Genomic DNA, 17402 nt, shown 5'->3' with positions numbered 1-17402 from the left:
GGCCCTGCCACGTCCGCGGTGGGCCGGCGCAGAGCGTTGGAGCGCCGATCAGGCGCCGACGCGGCGGCGGATCCTCGACAGCAGGGGTTCCGGGATGTCTGTCGCGGCCAGCAGGCTCGGCAGCAGCTCCGGGTGGCCGTTGAAGGCGCGGAACATCTGGCCGATGGTGACGTCGTGGTCGGGCCGGTGGACCACCTCGACGGTGTCATCGACACCGACCTGACCGGGCGTCAGCACCCGTAGATAAGCGCCAGGCGCGCCGTGGTTGCTGAAGCGCTTGATCAGGTCAGGCACACCCCAAAAACCAGCGAACGTCATGCAGGGCTCGCGCGGCTTGGTCACCTGGAGGACCGCGGACCCGATCGCCCAGCGCTCCCCGATCAGCGCGTCGGTGACGTCAACGCCTTCGGTGGTGAGGTTTTCCCCAAACGCACCGGCCCACAACTCACGCCCGAGCTCGTCGGCCCACCAACGAGCATCCTCGACGGCATAGGCATAAACGGCCTGGTCCGGACCCCCGTGCACACGGCGATTGCCGATGTAGTCACCATCGACCCCAGCATCCGACACCGTGACCCGGTCGATGGTCGGCTGCTTGTTGATGCCGGTCTGCCCACCAGGCCCGTCGGCGTAGTCCGTGATCTTGCGGCTACCGGTGTTGACCGAGAGAAGGCGCCCTGTCATGCGCCCACGCTACGTTGCCGGCGCTGGCCTGCCGACCCCGGCCGGAAACGCCGCGAGGGCCGGACCGCTAGCGCGGCCGACCCTCGGCGAAAGCTGATCCGACAGCTCAGGCGGCAGCCGGGGTGGCCTTCTTGGCGATGGCCGACTTGCGGTTCGCCGCCTGGTTCTTGTGGATGACGCCCTTGCTGACAGCCTTGTCCAGCTTGCGCGTTGCGTCACGCATCAGCACAGCGGCCTTCTCGGTGTCGCCGGCCGCGGTCGCCTCGTGGAACTTGCGGATCGCGGTCTTCAGCGACGACTTGACCGACTTGTTACGCAGACGGCGCTTCTCGTTCTGCCGGTTGCGCTTGATCTGGGACTTGATGTTCGCCACGCGACAGCCTCGTCCTTGCTTCTCTGAATGAATGGGGCGCAGGCGAACGTCGCCACACGCGAAAAGCCAGCCTACCAGCAACCCATTGACGGGCCAAAACGCCCCTTGGCCGGCCACTGCCCCCACGAACCCCACAACAGTACGCAACCACGTGCCCACAGCCCACGCCCGAGCCCGCCGCCGGCCACCAATCGGCACATATCCCCTCGGGTGGGTTACGTCCAGCCCTGCCGGGCGTAGAGCCAGTCCAGCGCCACCTCGCCATGCCAGGTCTGGTGGGCGCGGACCGTGGGCGCCGCGTCGTTGGGTGGGGCGGCCCCACGCGTCAGGAAGTAGCCGGACAGCGCCGCCAACGCCGCGTCCAGGGCGCCCTCAGGGGCGTCGGCCGACGTCGGGTGGTCGGACCAGAGCTTGTCGGCGTCGAGGCCGCCCGCGTGGGCGGTGATCAGCAGGACGGCCGTGTCGAACCAGGCGGGTCCGTGGCAGAGCCAGTTCCAGTCGCACAGCCAGGCCCGGCCGGCGCCGTCGATGATGACGTTGTCGAGGCGCAGGTCGCAGTGCATCAACTCGCGGCCGACGGGAGCGGCCAACGCCGGCGCCTCCGCCTCCAGGGCGGCCAGCGCGGGCATGCGGTCACGGGCCGGCTCGGCCGACGGCGGCAACGGCACCCGGCCCTCGACCATCCAGCGCCAGCCGCCGAACTCGTCGGCGAGCATCGTCGCCAGCGCGGGCAGGCGCAGGTCGAGCAGGGCCTGGGGCGGGTCGGCCAGGGCGGCGGCCGCCTCGGCCCACGTGTCCAGGGTCGCCGTGAGCTCCGCGGGCGACCAGGGCAGCGCCGGGGTGTGGCCCGGGACCGCCTCCGCGCACAGCACGAAGAAGTCCGACGTCGCCAGGGTCCAGAGCGGCCGGGGTGCCCGCACGGCCGCCGGGAGGACGGCCGAGACCAGCACCTCGTGGGCGTACCAGTCGCAAAGATGCCGCTGGTCGGCGGAGCGAGCGGCCTTGACGAATACCCGGTCCCCCGCGGCCGTTTCGAGCAGCGCGGCGAAGCCGCTGGTGAAGCCGGCCCCGGCCGGCCAGTCGGCGACCACTGGCGCGCCGAGCCGGCCCTCGATCGCGGCACGCAGGTCGGCGGACAGCGCCGCCCAGGACGGCCGGCGGGCGGTCTCGTCGTAGGCGAACGGCGGTGGCGCGAGCATGGCCAGCATGCTGCCGGACCGCGCCCTGCCGGCCAACCCAATTGGACATGGGAGCATAGAGAGCGACCTTGACCGCTGCCGACCAGAACGGACCACCGTGCCACCGACGCTCGACCCCGGCGCCAACCAGCCTGGCTCCTCCGACCCGGCGCGCATCCGCAACTTCTGCATCATCGCCCACATCGACCATGGCAAGTCGACGCTGGCCGACCGGATGCTGCAGTTGACCGAGGTGGTCGACCCGCGCCAGATGCGTGCCCAGTACCTGGACCGCATGGACATCGAGCGCGAGCGCGGCATCACGATCAAGTCGCAGGCGGTCCGGATGCCGTGGACCGTGCGCCAGGGTGAGCAGACCGGCGAGCAGGCCGTCCTCAACATGATCGACACTCCGGGGCACGTCGACTTCACGTACGAGGTGTCGCGCAGCCTGGCCGCCTGCGAGGGCGCCGTGCTGCTGGTCGACGCCGCGCAGGGCATCGAGGCGCAGACGCTCGCCAACCTCTACCTGGCGCTCGAGAACGACCTGCACATCATCCCGGTGCTCAACAAGATCGACCTGCCGGCGGCGCAGCCCGACAAGTACGCCGAGGAGCTCGCCCACCTGATCGGCGGCCGGCCGGAGGACTGCCTGCGGGTCTCCGGCAAGACCGGCGAGGGCGTGGCGCACCTGCTCGACGAGATCGTCCGGCAGTTCACCCCGCCGGTCGGCGACGCGGCGGCGCCCGCCCGAGCGATGATCTTCGACTCCGTGTACGACATCTACCGCGGCGTGATCACGTACGTCCGGGTGATCGACGGAAAGATCGAAGCCCGCGACCGGATCAAGATGATGTCCACCGGTGCCGTGCACGAGCTCCTGGAGATCGGCGTCATCTCGCCCGAGATGGTCAAGTCGCCGGCGCTCGGTGTCGGCGAGGTGGGCTACCTGATCACCGGCGTGAAGGACGTCCGGCAGTCCCGGGTCGGTGACACCGTCACGATCAACGGTCGGGCGGCCACGAAGGCGCTGGGTGGCTACAAGGACCCGCGGCCGATGGTCTACTCGGGTCTCTACCCGATCGACGGCTCCGACTACCCGGCGCTGCGCGACGCCCTCGACCGGCTCAAGCTCAACGACGCCGCGCTGGTCTACGAGCCCGAGACGAGTGCCGCGCTCGGCTTCGGCTTCCGTGTCGGCTTCCTCGGCCTGCTCCACCTGGAGATCATCCGCGAGCGGCTGGAGCGCGAGTTCGCGCTCGACCTGATCTCCACCGCGCCCAACGTGGTCTACCGGGTCACGATGGACGACGCCTCCGAGCTCACGGTGACCAACCCGAGCGAGTTCCCGGTCGGCCGGGTCGCCGAGATCTACGAGCCGGTGGTACGGGCGACGGTCCTGACGCCCAACGACTACGTCGGCGCGGTCATGGAGCTGTGCCAGGGCCGCCGGGGCTCGCTGCTCGGCATGGACTACCTCTCGACCGACCGCGTCGAGCTGCGTTACACGCTGCCGCTGGCCGAGATCATCTACGACTTCTTCGACCAGCTCAAGAGCCGCACGAAGGGCTACGCGAGCCTCGACTACGAGCCCTCCGGCGAGCAGCACTCCGACCTTGTCAAGGTCGACATCCTGCTGCACGGCGAGGCGGTCGACGCGTTCAGCGCGATCGTCCACAAGGACAAGGCCTACAACTACGGCGTCAACATCGCGTCGAAGCTGCAGAAGCTGATCCCCCGGCAGCAGTTCGAGGTGCCGATCCAGGCCGCGATCGGCAGCCGGGTGATCGCCCGCGAGACGATCAGGGCGATCCGCAAGGACGTGCTGGCCAAGTGCTACGGCGGTGACATCACCCGTAAGCGCAAGCTGCTGGAGAAGCAGAAGGAAGGCAAGAAGCGGATGAAGATGGTCGGCCGCGTGGAGGTGCCGCAGGAGGCCTTCATCGCCGCCCTGTCCACCTCGGACTCGCCCGCCGAGATCAAGGCCGCGAAGAAGTGACCGCCGAGTCCTCGGACTCGGCACTCGCGCCGCATTTGTCGAACTCGGCAGCCGCGCCTTCGGTGACCGGCTCGGCGGCCGCGCCTTCGGTGACCGGCTCGGCGGCCGCGCCGCCGGTTTCCGGTTCGGCGCCCGCGCCGCTCGCGTCCGGGCCGTCCGCCGGTTTCTGCGCACGGTGTGGCTCGCCGCTGGCCGGCCGCCCGCCGACCGCGTGCCCGTCCTGCGGCTACCAGCTCTACGTCAACGCGCGCCCGACGGCGAGCCTGATCGTGGTCGACGACGCGGGCCGGTTCCTGGCGTTGCGCCGGGCGATCGACCCGATGGCCGGGCTGTGGGAGGTGCCGGGCGGGTTCTGCGACGGCTTCGAGCACCCACTGGCCGCGGCGGTCCGCGAAGGGCGCGAGGAACTCGGTGTCGAGGTCCAGATCACGGGCTTCATCGGCATGTACGTCGGCGCGTACGAGTTCCAGAACGAGCTCCTGCCGGTGTTGGACTGCTTCTACTTCGCGACCCTGGACGTGTCGGCGATCCGGCTCGACCCGGCCGAGTCGACCGACCTGACCTGGTTCGATCTGGCCGACCCGCCGAAGATGGCGTTCTCGACAATGGACGCTGCCCTGGTCGACGCGGCCCGGCTCCGGCGCGCTGCCGCACCCGAATCTTTGCCGTCGGTGAAATAAACCTTCCGTCAGGAGGATGGATCCGGTTTGGCGTTCGACCGCCTCGGGAATTCACGGGTTGTCACACACCCCCCGAGGAGGAGGAAGGGCCATGACCCCAGGTGGAATCATCACCGCAATCATCGTCGGTCTGATCATCGGTGCGCTGGGCCGACTGGTCGTGCCCGGCCGCCAGAACATCCCGATCTGGCTGACGCTGGTCATCGGTGTCGTAGCCGCACTGCTGGGCTCCGCGATCGCCCGCGCCGGCGGCTTCGCCGACACCGGGGGCTTCATCGACTGGCGCGAGCTGCTCCTGCAGATCGCTCTCGCCGCCGTCGGCGTGCTGCTGACCGTGAGCATGTACGGCCGTGGCCGCCGTCGGGTCCGCCACTGACGCACGGTAACTGAAGACGGGCGCCCTTCGGGGCGCCCGTTTCGTGTGTGCGACCTTGGTGACCAGGAAACGACGTACACCACTGTCGTAAAAGAAATTTTCGTACTAGTCTGCCGCGAAGAAGGTTACCTACATCCCCCGAACCCCCATCGCGGAAGGGAATGCGTCGTGAAGACGAGGCGGAAACCGTTCCAGGTTGTCACGGTGATCCTGACGGCCGCGATGCTCGCGAGCGCTTGCGGCAGCGACGATAGCGGCAATGATGACAAGGCGGCAGACCCGGCCAAGCTCACCGTCTGGATGATGGGTGAGGGCGGCGACGCGCAGAACACCTTCCTCGACGGCGTCGAGCAGGAGTTCAAGCAGAAGCACCCGAGCACCGACGTGGTCGTGCAGTACATCCCGTGGCTCGAGGCACCGAAGAAGTTCCAGGCGGCGCTCGCCGGCGGCGAAGGCCCCGACGTCACAGAGCTCGGCAACACCGAGACGCAGGGCTGGGCGCAGCAAGAGGCACTCAGCGACGTGACCGACCGGCTCGCCGGCTGGGCACCGGGCAAGGACATCCTGCCGGACCTGGTGAAGAACGCCCAGCTCGACGGCAAGCAGTACGGCATTCCCTGGTACGCCGGCGTGCGCGCGATCTACTACCGGACCGACTGGTTCCAGGCGGCGGGCGTACAGCCGCCGAAGACCTGGGACGAGCTCGTGACGGTGGCCAAGGCCGTGCAGGCGAAGAAGCCGGGCACCTACGGCATCGCCGTGCCGGGCAACTCCGAGCTGCCGTTCTACTCGTTCCTCTGGGGAGCGGGCGGCGAGATCGCGACCGACAACGGCGGCACGTGGAAGTCCGGCTACACCTCGGCGGAGGCGCGCCAGGCGGTCAAGTTCTGGACCGACCTGGTCACCGTGCACAAGGTGGCGCCCTCCGCGGCGGCGGCCTGGAACGAGGTCGACGCGCGTACCCAGTTCGCCACCGGCAAGGCGGCCATGGCGTTCGGCGGAAGCTGGCAGCAGGCGGCGATGCTGGAGGCCGACCCCAACCTGGACAAGGTCTGGGGCACGTTCCCGATCCCCGGGCCGACCGGTGGTGAGTCGCCCGCGTTCGCCGGCGGGTCCGACATCGCGATCTGGGAGGACAGCAAGGTCAAGGACGTGGCCTGGGACTACATGACGGTGCTGCTCGACAAGCAGAACAACAAGAAGTACGCCGACAGCCTGAAGTTCTTCCCCGTCTACTCCGACCTGGTCGGCAGCGGCTACAACGACGACAAGATCATGGCGGCCTTCGCGGCGAGCATGAAGAGCACCAAGCTCACGCCGATGACGCCGAAGTGGGTCGAGGTCAGCCGCACCAAGACGGTGACACAGGCGATGAACAGCGCGGTCATGAAGGGCCAGAAGACGGTCGACCAGGCGACGACCGACGCGGCCGCCGAGATCGAGAGCATTCTCAACGCCAAGTGACGACGTCGACCCGCGTCGCCCCTGACGCACCGGCCCGGCCCGCTCCCCCGGCTCGCTCCTTCCGCCGGGGGGCGGGCCGGGTTCCGTACCTCCTGCTGCTCCCCTGTCTGGTGGTCATCGCCGCGCTGTTGCTCTGGCCGCTGGGCCAGGTCGTGGTGATGTCGCTGTACGACCTCGACAGCGTGCGCCAGGTGCGCGGCCAGCGACCGTGGCCGTTCGCCGGGCTCGCGAACTACCGCGAGATCCTGACAGACCCGTTCTTCCATACCGTCCTGCGCAATACGGTGTTGTTCGCGGTGGCCAATGTGGTCCTGACCATGGTGCTGGGGACGCTCGTCGGGTTGTTGCTGCATCGGCTGGGTCGCCGGATGGCTTCTTTCGTCGGCGGTTGCGTCCTGTTGGCCTGGGCGACGCCCGCGCTGACCGGCACGATCACCTGGAAGTGGATCTTCGACGACACGAACGGGCTTGTTACGTGGCTGTTCAACGCGCTGCCTGACGGTCTGTCGTCTGCTCTGTTCGGACGGTCCGACTGGACCGGCTACGGGTGGTTCAACGCGCCGCTGTCGTTCTTCTCCATCTTGACCTTGGTAATCGTCTGGCACTCGTTCCCGTTCATCGCGGTGTCGGTGCTGGCGGGTCTGAAGAGCCTGCCCGGTGAGCTGCTGGAGGCCGCCCGGGTGGACGGCGCCGGACCGTGGCGGTCGTTCTGGTCGATCACGTTCCCGCTGCTGCGGCCGGTGTTCGGGATCCTGGTGGTGCTCTCGACGATCTGGGACTTCAAGGTCTTCACGCAGCAGTACGTGCTGGCCGGGGGCACGCAGGACCGCCCGACCTTCATGCTCTCCATCTACTCGTACGCGACGGCCTTCTCGCCACCCCCGAAGTACGGCCTGGGCGCGACGATCGCGGTCGTGCTGACGGCGATCCTGTTGATCGTGACCGGCGTGTACGTGCGGTCCCTGCTCAAGCAGGAGGAACTGTGAGACGGTCGACGGTCAACCTGCTCGGTCTGCTCGTCGCGGCGTTCGCCGTGTTCCCCGTCGTGTGGATGGTCGCGACCTCGTTCAAGTCAACACCGGAGATCTTCTCCGGCGGCCCGGTGCCGTTCCCCCGGCATCCGACGCTGGTCCACTACCGAACGATCCTGACGGGCGACCTCATCCCCGGCGTGACCTTCGTGGACTTCTTCCGCAACAGCGTCCTGGTGGCTTTCGCGACGGTCGTGATCAGCGGCCTGATCGCCCTGCTGGCGGCGACGGCGGTGGCCCGGTTCAAGTTCCGTTTCCGTACCAGCATCCTGGTGATGCTGTTGGTCGTGCAGATGATCCCGCTGGAGGCGCTGGTCATCCCGTTGTTCCTGATGATCCAGCGGCTGGGGCTCTACGACACGCTGGCCAGCCTGGTGCTGACCTATGTGGGATTCTCGCTACCGTTCGCGGTCTGGATGCTGCGCGGTTTCGTGGCCGCCGTGCCCGTCGAGCTGGAGGAAGCGGCGGCGATCGACGGCGCCAGCCGGGCACAGATCTTCCGCCGGATCCTGCTGCCGCTGGTAGCACCTGGTCTGGCGGCGACGAGCATCTTCTCGTTCATCGTGGCCTGGAACGAATTGATCTTCGCGCTGACGTTCCTCAATGACCAGACGCGGTACACGTTGCCGGTCGCGATGACCTTCTTCTTCGGCCGCGACGACACGGCCTGGGGCCCGGTGATGGCCGCGTCGACGATCCTGACGATCCCGGTGCTGATCTTCTTCCTTGTGGTTCAGCGACGGATGGTCAGTGGGTTGGCCGCGGGGGCGATCAAGGGCTGAGCCGTCGGGGTACGCGGCTGGTGGGTTCAGCCACGCTTTTCGGCACGCTGACGTGTATGCCGGACCTTGGGTCGCCAGGCGGTATCTACGTCAGGCCTCGCGGCCGGCGTTATTCGTAGCGGCGGGTCGCGGAGTGGCGGGCGCGTTGGGTTGGCGTGTCGAAGACGTCTGCCGCCCACTCGCGGGCCGTGGCGGTGCGGGCCGCCTTGCCGTGGTCGAGGTCGACGGGTGGCGAGTTGACGGCCGCGGCCGGGTTGGCGGGGCGGGCCGCGGGGATGACGCCGCCGTGCGGCCGGCGACGGGCTTCCGTGGGCTCGGGTTCGTCGTCCCAGTCGTCATCGTCGTCAAAAGGGGCCGGGCGGCTTCGGCTCTCCTTGCTGGCGGTTGCCGCGTCGGGGGTGGCTGCGGTCTCCGGCACAGTGGAGCGGTAGACGCGGCCGACGTTATCGGTGCCCGCACCGCCCGGGACGGTGGCGCGGCCGATCGTGCGGAAGGGGCGCATCGGGCGCCGGGTGGACGCGCCGCCGGTGCGGGTCGCCGCGGCCTTGACCGCGGCGCCGGCGACCAGGTCGTTGATTTTGACCATCGCGGCGATGCAGATCGGCAGCAGGACGACGCCCCACATCGGGATCAGCTCGGCCAGCGCCAGGATGACCGCGAACGCGGTCGCGCCCTCCAGGAAGACGAAGCACACCGTGGAACTCGGGTTGAGGTGCCGCAGGCGCAACGCGCGGGCGTAGAACGGGCGCCCGCTCTCCCCACCGGCCGGCGCGAACTGGGCCGTGAGCCGCCGCGCGATCATCGGCCACCGCCCGGCCGTCGGCCGTCCGCCACGGAACCGCCCCGACCCGCGGCCACCGCGCGGGCGGCGGCGCGACCGTCCATCGGCCGCCCCGAGTCTCCGCCTGACCGGCCCGAGTCTCCGCCTGACCGGCCCGAGTCTCCGCCTGACCGGCCCGACGGGTCGGGTCGGCGGCCTGGGCCGCCCTCGGCGTCGAACCCGGAGCCGCTGCCGCTGCCGCCGGATTCCGCGGACCGGGCGGCGACCACGGCGAAGACAGCGCGTTCCAGCGCGTACCCCCGGTCGTCGGCGCCACCCTTGACCGCGGCGTTGCAGTCGGCGGCGGCGCGCATGGCGACGACCAGGCCCTCCGGGGTCCAGCCGCGGCCCTGGCGCTGCGCGCGTTCGATCTTCCACGCGGGCATGCCCAGCGTGCTCGCCATCTGGTAAGAGTTGCCACGCCCCGCCGAGGCGACCCGCGCGACCGTGCGAATGCCGTCGGCGATGGCGTCGGCGATCGGCACGGGATCGACGCCGACGTGCAGCGCCCAGCGCAGCGCCTCGAGCGCGCCGGGCACGTCGCCGACCATCGCGGCGTCTGCCACCGTGAAGCCGCTCACCTCGGCCCGCCCGCGGTAGTAACGGGCCACGGTCGCGGCGTCGATCCGGCCTTCGACGTCGGCCAGCAACTGCGAACAGGCGGCCGACAGGTCCCGCAGGTCGTTGCCGACGGAGGCGAGCAACGCCTCGGCCGCTTCCTCGGAGCCGCGCGTGCTGCCCCGCCGAAGCTCCTCGCGGACGAACGCCACCCGGTCGCGATGTGACTTGAGCTTGGCCGCGGTCACCACGTCGGCGCCGGCGCTGCGAAGCCCCTCGGCGAGCGCCTTCGCCCGGCCGCCACCGGTGTGGGTGACGACGAGGGTCACCTCGGGATCCGGGTGCTTCACGTAGTCGAGAAGCGCCGCCACGACGTCCTTGCGGGCGTCCTGGCCGCCCCGCACGATCAGGAGGCGGCGGCCGCCGAACAACGACGGGCTGATCATCTCGTCCAGCTCACCGGCTGCGAGCGCGTTGGCCTCGTACTGCCGGACATCGGTCGACGCGTCAGCCGCCCGGGCGGCTTCGATCGCCTTCTCGACGGCACGCGTCACCAGCAGTTCCTCGTCGCCGAGCACGAGTTGAGTTGAGGGAAGGCCGCCGGTCACCGGGCCATACTCGCATGCGCCCCTGACGGACCGAACGTCCTCACCCATATGAGTTGTCGATCACTCATCAACCGCAAATCACGACAAATTACTGTGCGACATGAGCTGTGCCACCTTGCGCCGATCATCCCGTACACGGGATCAGTGCTTCCCGCGAGGCCCACCGGATGCCACGACCGCCAGACCACCTCCCCTCCGGACGACTGCCAGGTCACCGGCCAGGTCGGTACGCATTACCCGAGCGCCACCACGCGTCAGCCGGGCCAGCAGCGCCGGGTTTGGATGGCCGTAACCGTTGTCGACGCCGACCGACACGAGGGCCACCACCGGATCGACCGCGTCGACGAACGACGCCTCCTGGTAGGCGGATCCATGGTGGGCGACCTTGAGCACCTGCGCGCGCAGCGCGGCACCGCCCAAGTGGTCGATGATCACCCGCTGCTCCTCCTCTTCGGCGTCGCCGGGAAGCATGACGCCCACCCCGTCGACGGTCGCCCGGAGAACGAGTGAGTTGTTGTTGGGGTCGGACCGTGTTCCGGCCATCTCCACCGGCGGCCCGAACACCACGAGGTCCACGGCGCCCACCGATAGTCGCCGCCCCGCGTCGACGACGGTGACGGTCGCACCGGCCTCCGCCGCGGCGCTAAGGACCTGGTCCCGCCCGGCGGCCGGTTCCGCGTGCCGTGGCGTGGCGACTGCCTCGATCCGCCGGCCCCGACCGATCCCCTCGATGCCACCGATGTGGTCCGCGTGGAAGTGACTGACGACGAACAGGCGCACCGTGCGCACGCCGAGCCGGTCGAGGCAGCCGTCGGCCGACGCCGGATCCGGCCCGGCGTCGATCACCACGGCCGTGGCCGAACCCGCGGCCAGCACCGCCATGTCGCCCTGACCGATGTCGCACGCCACGATCACCCAGCCGGCGGGCGGCCAGGTGCTGGTGAGCACCCGCACCGGCAGAGCGCCGACGACGGCCGCGACCACCGCGACGGCGACCAGCCGCCGGGCCAGGCGGCGACGCAGGGCGATCAGCAAGACAACGGTCAAGGCACCCAGCAGCAGCCCGCCGCCCACGCCACCCGGCCAGGGCAGGCTGCCCATCGGAGTGCTCGCACCGTGACGGGCGATCAGCACCAGCCACCGCGCGGGCCAGTGCGCGACCCAGGCGAGGAAGCCGGCACCCGCCGGCCACACCGCCGAGCAGATGGTGGCGAAGACGCCGAGGACGGTCGCCGGCGCCACGGCCGGGGCGGCGAGAAGGTTGGCCGGGATCGACACCAGGCTGACCGCGCTGGACAGCCCGGCGACGACCGGACCGCACGTCACCTGGGCGGCGGCGGGGATCGCGAGCGCCTCCGCGAAGCCCGGCGGCACCCGCCGGCGCCGTAGCCAGTCGCGCATCTTCGGCGCGAGCAGGAGCAGGCCGCCGGTGGCGAGGACCGACAGCGCGAAGCCGGCGTCGCCGGCGAGCTCGGGGTCGACCACGACCAGCACGACGATCGCGGCCGCCAGCGCCGGCACCGCCGCACGGGACCGTCCGCTCGCCAACGCCATCAGCCCGATCGCGCCCATGGTCGCAGCCCGCACCACGCTCGGCGACGGACGTACCAGGATCACGAAGCCCACCAGCGCGACTCCGCACAGGATCGCGGAGGTCCACCGACCGGCACGGCACCAGCGGGTGACGAGCAGCACGAAGCCGATGATGATCGCGACGTTGGCACCTGAAACGGCGGTCAGATGCGTAAGGCCCGTGGTCTTGAAGGCGTCAGCCACCGCGGGGTCGAGTCGGCTGGTGTCGCCGAGGACCAGGCCAGGTAGGAGACCGCCCGCTTCGGCCGGCAGGGTGGCGCAGGCGCGTTGAAGACCGGCCCGCAGGGAACCCGCTGCCCGCTGCGCCCACGACGGTCGCCCGACCAGCTCGGGGGCGGCACCGCTGGAGATGACCGCCGCGGTCAGGTCACCGCCTCGTGGGCGGTCGAGTCTGCCCTCGACGCGTACCCGCTGACCCGGCAACGGCTCACCCCACGCCCCGTTGGTGGCGAGCACGAGCACGTGGGCGCGGACCTCGACCTGGCGTTGGTCGTCGGTGATCGGCCGCAGCCGACGTAGCTCCGCGGCGACGACGTACATCGGTCTGTTCGCCCCACCGACGAGCCGCGGATCGTCGCGCACGACGACTTCGGCGACCACCGACGTCCGCTCGTCGGCGAGCGCCGTGAGGGCCGGCGCGTCACGGACGGCAACGCGCGCCGCGGTCGAGCCCGCCCCACAGACGGCTCCCAGTAGGACAGCGATCGCGATCCGCCGCCGCACCGGCCCGTCCCCCGCACCGCGCAACGGACGCCCAAGCCGGCCAGCCCTCGACGCAGCGGTCGCCCGATCCACCGACCCCTTCACCGCGCCGCGTGGCCTCCGCGAGAACCGCTTGGGCCAGGAGGCACTCAGCACAGCGGTCGACCGATCCACCGACCCGTCCCCCGCGACGCCTAGCTGCCGCGAGAACCGCCCACGCCGGCCCGCACCCACCGCAGCGGTCGACCGATCCACCGACCCTTCTCCCGCGACGCGTAGCAGCCCCGAGAGTCGCTCAAGCCAGTCGGCTCTCCCTGCCGACGTCGACCGCAGACCGGTCCCGAGCCGCCAAGGCCCGGCGCCCGCTCCGGCGCGCGCGGCAGCCTCCGCCGGGTCGTCGCGGCCGTCCGCCGAGTAGCCAGAGCTGACGCCGCGGTCGCTGCCACGGATCCACGGGCGGTGAAAGCCGCCCCGAGTTAGGTACAACAACGCCGCGAGCACCGCCGCTGCGACCGCGACGAGAGCGCCGGTCCGCGCGCTCAGGTAAAGCGCGGCGAGGGCCGTCAGCCACGTCCCCAGGGCCATACCGGCCAGGCGCAGGTCCGGAGGCGGGCGCTCGTCCCGGGCCCGCGGGTCATCCGGGCGGCTGGTCACACCGTCACCAGCTCTTTGAGGTCCTCGTAGCGGCTGGCTCCGATGCCGTCGACATTGCGTAGGTCGCCGACCGACTTGAAGCCGCCTTTGGCCGTGCGGTGGTCGAGGATGCGTTGGGCCAGGACGGGACCTACGCCGGGCAGGCCGTCCAGTTCGGCCAGCGTCGCGGTGTTGAGGTTGACCTTGCCGTCTGCCGCGCTGTCGGAGCTGGTGCCGCCGGCGGGCGCGGCGCCCACCACGCCGGGTGGCGGCGTGACCCCGATGAGGACGAGCTCGCCGTCGGTCAGGTGGCGGGCGAGGTTGATTGAAGCCAGGTCGGTGCCGGGCGTCGTGCCGCCGGCCGCCTCCACCGCGTCGGCCACTCTCGCGCCGGCCGGTAGGCGCACGAGGCCCGGATTTCGGACCTTGCCCGCCACCGAGACCACGATCTCGGTGGCGCCGCTGGTCGCCGCGGCGACGACATCGGCCGCCGGCGGCTGGGAGACGGATGCGACGGGCTCGACCTTGGGGCGCGCTCGGTAGGCGAAGAAGGCCGCCACCAGCGCCACCACCGCGGCCACGACGGCCAAGGCCTTGACGCCGCGCCGGCCGGGGTCGAAGTGACCAGCGCCGCCGAGCACCCGCGGCTGTGGGTCCGGACCAAATCCCTCCGGCCGTGGACTCTCCGGCTGCGGGCTCGGCGGCGGCGCGGGGTGCGGGAACGTGGTCTCGAACGTCGCCGGGTCGTCGAGGCCCTCGAACGGCGACCGTAGCGGCCGGGTCAGTGCCGTGTAGGGGTCGGCAGGGTTCGGCTCGGCACGGAGCCGTGCCAACCGTTGGCGTACGAGCGTCTCGTCATCGGACACGCGGGCGACGCTAGGACGATCGAGTCACCCGATGTGTGCCATCCATCGCAGCCTGTGGATAACTCCGTCCTGTGGACAACCAAAAAATCTTGGTCGGCTTCGTCGACACTGGGTCTCCAGTGCGAACGAGAGGGAGGAGCCAGGTCATGGTCTCGATCGATACCGCAGGGCCGGCTGACCGGCGACCGCGGGGCGGCGGCTACGGGCGGCGGTGCACGACCACGGAGGCCAGGCCGGGGCCGACGTGCGCGGCCACCGCGGCGCCGACCTCCGTCACATAGCAGTCGTGCAGGCGGTCGCCGAGCCGCTCCGTGAGGGTCGCGGCGAGCTCTTCGGCGCGCTCGGCCCGGTCGAGGTGGTGCACGGCCAGGTCTACATCGGCGTCGCCGGCGGCTTCTACAGCCAGGTCGATCAGGCGGGCGAGCCCGCGGCTGGCGGTGCGGACCTTGTCGCGCAGCACGATGCTGCCGTCGACCATGTGGAGGATCGGCTTCACCGACAGAGCGGTGCCGAGCAACGCCGACGCGGCGTTGATGCGACCGCCTCGACGGAGGAACTCCAGGGTGTCGACGTAGAACAGCGTCGAGGTGCGTTCCGCGGTCTCGACGGCGGCGCGAGCGACCTCGTCGGCGCCGGCGCCGGCGTCAGCCGCCGCGCTCGCCGCCAGGGCGGGGAAGCCCAGGCCCATGCCGGTCGACTTCGCGTCGACGACCGATACGGCGGGTCCGAGCTCGGCCGCGGCCAGCCGGGCGGCCTCGATCGTGCCGGACAGGTGTGCCGAGAGGTGCACCGAGACCACGGCGGAGGCGCCGTGGTCGAGCAGACGCTGATACACGGCGGCAAAGGCGGCCGGTGACGGACGGGAGGTGCTGACCGAGACCCGGCGGCCGCCGAGGGCGCGGGCCACCTGGGCGGGCGTGACGTCCACGCCTTCCGAACCCTCGACGCCATTGATCACGACGGTCAACGGCACCACCGACAACGCCGCCTTCACGGACGGTGGCAGGTAGGCGGTGGAGTCGGTGACGACCGCTACGGACATGCCGGCACGTTAGCCGAGATCAGCCGGCCACGCCGACGATGCCAGGAAGAAGGTTCAGCTGTGACCGAAGACGAATCCGACAAAGCTCAACCACCCTGACTAACCGCAGACGCGGACGCCGAGCACGTGCCCGGCGGGCGGTCAGTTCTGGCTCGGGACGCCCACGTTGTGCGCGGTCAACTGCCAACCGGTTCCGCCTACGCGGCGTGAGCGGTCGGTCAGCTCCGTCCAATGACAGTTGCGCAGCGATCCCAGCGTCCGGGTCGCCTCGTTGGGCCAACCGAGCAGCGCTCCGCAACCCTGCCGGGCCGCACCGCCGTGCGTGGTCACCACGACCGTCCCGCCGGGCGCGAGGTCGGCGGCGTCCTGGAGGGCCTCGACGACCCGCTTGGCCAGGTCGTCCAGGCTCTCGATGCCGCAGCCGGGTGATGGGTTGCCGGCGCGCCAGCGGGCGTACTCGGTGGGGTGCCGCGACTCGATGTCGGTCAGCAGGGCGCCCTGCCACTCGCCGAAGTGGCGTTCACGCAGGCGCGGATCCGGCGTGATCGACAGACCCGTCAGCGACGCGAGCGCCGATGCCGTGTCGTGCGCCCGCGACAGATCACTGCTGACCAGGACATCGGGATGAAAGGAGGCCAACAGGGCGGCCGCCGCCGCGGCCTGGTCGCGGCCACGGGCGTTCAACGGCGCGTCCGTCTGACCCTGGACGCGGCCGCCCGCGTTGTAATCGGTGTTGCCGTGCCGCCAGACGAGCAGTCTGGTCATTCGGCCGGGCTCGCCTCGTCGCCGGTAGCGGCGGCGGGGGCGGCCGGCACCAGATCGCGGTCGACGAACGGGATGGTCGGGCAGTCCTTCCACAACCGGTCGAGCGAGTAGAACTCGCGCTCCTCGGTGTGTTGGACGTGCACTACCAGGTCGATGTAGTCGAGCAGCACCCAGCGGCCGGCCCGCTCACCCTCGCGGCGGACGGGCTTGGCCTTCTCGGGCAGGTTGAGCAGCTGCTCCTCGATCGCGTCCACGATGGCAAGAACCTGGCGCTCGTTGGGCGCGGAGGCGATGAGGAAGGCATCTGTGATCACCAACTGGTCGGCGACATCGATGATGACGATGTCTTGCGCCTTCTTGTCGGCTGCGGCCTGCGCGGCGGCGAGCGCCAACTCGCGCGTGCGGTCGGAAGCGGTCACCGTGCTCCTCTGGTTGACGACATTCCCTTCAAGCCTCTCACATGCCGCACCGTGGTCCGCTCAAGCGTCCTCGGCCGGGGCAACACCCCCGCACCGCGGCACCTATCGACGGTCCAGCCAGCCACAATCGTCACGCCCGACACCACCGCCCCGACGGCCTTACGACCCCGACTTCGAGGTGCTCAACCGACGCTCAAGGGCCGGGTCAGGCGACGCGGTAAAGGTGCCTTTTGGCGATGTACTGGACGACTCCGTCCGGCACCAGGTACCAAACGGGCTTGTCGGCGGCCACCCGGGTGCGGCAGTCCGTGGAGGAGATCGCCATCGCCGGCACCTGGATCATCGACACCGCGTCGGCCGGCAGATGGTCGGTGCGGAGGGTGAAACCGGGCCGGGTGACCGCGACGAAGTGCGCGAGCTCGAACATCTGGTCGGTGTCTTTCCACGACAGGATGCGCTGGAGCGCGTCAGCGCCGGTGATGAAGAAGAGCTGTGTCTTGGGTCCGTACATGGCACGGATGTCGCGCAAGGTGTCGACGGTGTAGGTGGGGCCCTCGCGGTCGATGTCGACCCGGCTGACGTGGAACCGCGGGTTGGACGCCGTCGCGATCACCGTCATCAGGTAGCGGTCCTCGGCCGGCGACACCTCACGGCGGTCCTTCTGCCAGGGGTTGCCGGTGGGTACGAAGACCACCTCGTCGAGCGCGAAATTGTCCGCGACCTCGCTCGCCGCGACGAGGTGGCCGTGGTGGATCGGATCGAACGTGCCACCCATGATCCCGACCCGGCGGACACCGAGATCGTCGTCAGCGTTCATGACCGGATCGTA

Annotated in this window: 16 protein-coding genes and 1 pseudogene; 6 read left to right on the top strand and 11 right to left on the bottom strand. The window is 70.3% G+C overall.

Annotated elements, in window-relative coordinates; translation table 11 throughout:
- Nucleotides 1–48: 48 nt before the first annotated feature.
- The 3 genes from BLV39_RS09840 to BLV39_RS09830 all read right to left on the bottom strand — a co-directional run bounded on the left by BLV39_RS09840 (nt 49) and on the right by BLV39_RS09830 (nt 2256).
- Nucleotides 49–684 carry an MOSC domain-containing protein gene (locus BLV39_RS09840; protein WP_090789491.1) on the bottom strand — a complete coding sequence of 212 codons (636 nt, stop codon included), beginning with the start codon at nt 682–684 and terminating at the stop codon, nt 49–51.
- 106 nt (nt 685–790) lie between these two features.
- Nucleotides 791–1057: a 30S ribosomal protein S20 gene (gene rpsT, locus BLV39_RS09835; protein ID WP_090789489.1), complete on the bottom strand. Its 267-nt coding sequence runs from the start codon at nt 1055–1057 to the stop codon at nt 791–793.
- Nucleotides 1058–1272: 215 nt separating this feature from the next.
- Complete coding sequence (locus BLV39_RS09830; protein ID WP_090791325.1) at nt 1273–2256, bottom strand: phosphotransferase; 984 nt, start codon at nt 2254–2256, stop codon at nt 1273–1275.
- A gap of 97 nt (nt 2257–2353) precedes the next feature.
- Here BLV39_RS09830 and lepA point away from each other — a divergent pair, with 97 nt between their 5' ends.
- From lepA to BLV39_RS09800, 6 genes are all read left to right on the top strand, one after another.
- Complete coding sequence (gene lepA / locus BLV39_RS09825) at nt 2354–4234, top strand: translation elongation factor 4 (RefSeq protein ID WP_090789487.1); 1881 nt, start codon at nt 2354–2356, stop codon at nt 4232–4234.
- Entirely contained in the window at nt 4231–4914 is a 684-nt protein-coding gene (locus BLV39_RS09820; protein WP_090789485.1) for an NUDIX domain-containing protein, read from the top strand. Before lepA ends, BLV39_RS09820 begins: the two co-directional genes overlap by 4 nt.
- Before the next feature lie 91 nt (nt 4915–5005).
- A complete protein-coding gene (locus BLV39_RS09815; protein WP_090789483.1) occupies nt 5006–5290 on the top strand; it encodes a GlsB/YeaQ/YmgE family stress response membrane protein in 285 nt (94 codons plus the stop codon).
- 168 nt (nt 5291–5458) lie between these two features.
- Nucleotides 5459–6754, top strand: coding sequence for a sugar ABC transporter substrate-binding protein (locus BLV39_RS09810; protein WP_239083977.1), 1296 nt, complete (start codon nt 5459–5461; stop codon nt 6752–6754).
- A complete protein-coding gene (locus BLV39_RS09805; protein WP_090789481.1) occupies nt 6751–7740 on the top strand; it encodes a carbohydrate ABC transporter permease in 990 nt (329 codons plus the stop codon). Before BLV39_RS09810 ends, BLV39_RS09805 begins: the two co-directional genes overlap by 4 nt.
- Nucleotides 7737–8567, top strand: a complete 831-nt coding sequence (locus BLV39_RS09800; RefSeq protein ID WP_090789479.1) for a carbohydrate ABC transporter permease — start codon at nt 7737–7739, stop codon at nt 8565–8567. The genes BLV39_RS09805 and BLV39_RS09800 overlap by 4 nt, the downstream gene beginning before the upstream one ends.
- 109 nt (nt 8568–8676) lie before the next feature.
- Here the strand turns inward: BLV39_RS09800 and BLV39_RS09795 are convergent, their stop codons facing one another.
- From BLV39_RS09795 to nadD, 8 genes and pseudogenes are all read right to left on the bottom strand, one after another.
- Nucleotides 8677–9369, bottom strand: a complete 693-nt coding sequence (locus tag BLV39_RS09795; protein WP_090789477.1) for a hypothetical protein — start codon at nt 9367–9369, stop codon at nt 8677–8679.
- Nucleotides 9370–9602: 233 nt separating this feature from the next.
- A pseudogene (holA, locus tag BLV39_RS09790) lies at nt 9603–10601 on the bottom strand (DNA polymerase III subunit delta); the annotation flags it as partial.
- Nucleotides 10602–10694: 93 nt separating this feature from the next.
- A complete protein-coding gene (locus tag BLV39_RS09785; protein ID WP_425304692.1) occupies nt 10695–13082 on the bottom strand; it encodes a ComEC/Rec2 family competence protein in 2388 nt (795 codons plus the stop codon).
- Nucleotides 13083–13498: 416 nt separating this feature from the next.
- Complete coding sequence (locus BLV39_RS09780) at nt 13499–14347, bottom strand: helix-hairpin-helix domain-containing protein (protein WP_090789471.1); 849 nt, start codon at nt 14345–14347, stop codon at nt 13499–13501.
- Between the two features lie 199 nt (nt 14348–14546).
- Nucleotides 14547–15389, bottom strand: a complete 843-nt coding sequence (locus BLV39_RS09775; RefSeq protein WP_090789470.1) for a DegV family protein — start codon at nt 15387–15389, stop codon at nt 14547–14549.
- Between the two features lie 141 nt (nt 15390–15530).
- The gene (locus BLV39_RS09770) at nt 15531–16154 is read right to left on the bottom strand and encodes a histidine phosphatase family protein (RefSeq protein WP_090789468.1); all 624 of its coding nucleotides are present in this window, start codon (nt 16152–16154) and stop codon (nt 15531–15533) included.
- The gene (gene rsfS, locus BLV39_RS09765) at nt 16151–16573 is read right to left on the bottom strand and encodes a ribosome silencing factor (protein WP_090789466.1); all 423 of its coding nucleotides are present in this window, start codon (nt 16571–16573) and stop codon (nt 16151–16153) included. The genes BLV39_RS09770 and rsfS overlap by 4 nt, the downstream gene beginning before the upstream one ends.
- 205 nt (nt 16574–16778) lie before the next feature.
- The gene (nadD, locus tag BLV39_RS09760) at nt 16779–17390 is read right to left on the bottom strand and encodes a nicotinate-nucleotide adenylyltransferase (RefSeq protein WP_239083979.1); all 612 of its coding nucleotides are present in this window, start codon (nt 17388–17390) and stop codon (nt 16779–16781) included.
- Between the last annotated feature and the right edge of the window lie 12 nt (nt 17391–17402).

This window comes from Asanoa ishikariensis (assembly GCF_900107455.1).
Taxonomy (GTDB): domain Bacteria; phylum Actinomycetota; class Actinomycetes; order Mycobacteriales; family Micromonosporaceae; genus Asanoa; species Asanoa ishikariensis.
The sequence above is the reverse complement of the archived record's forward strand: the minus strand, read 5'-3'. Positions and strand labels throughout refer to the sequence as shown.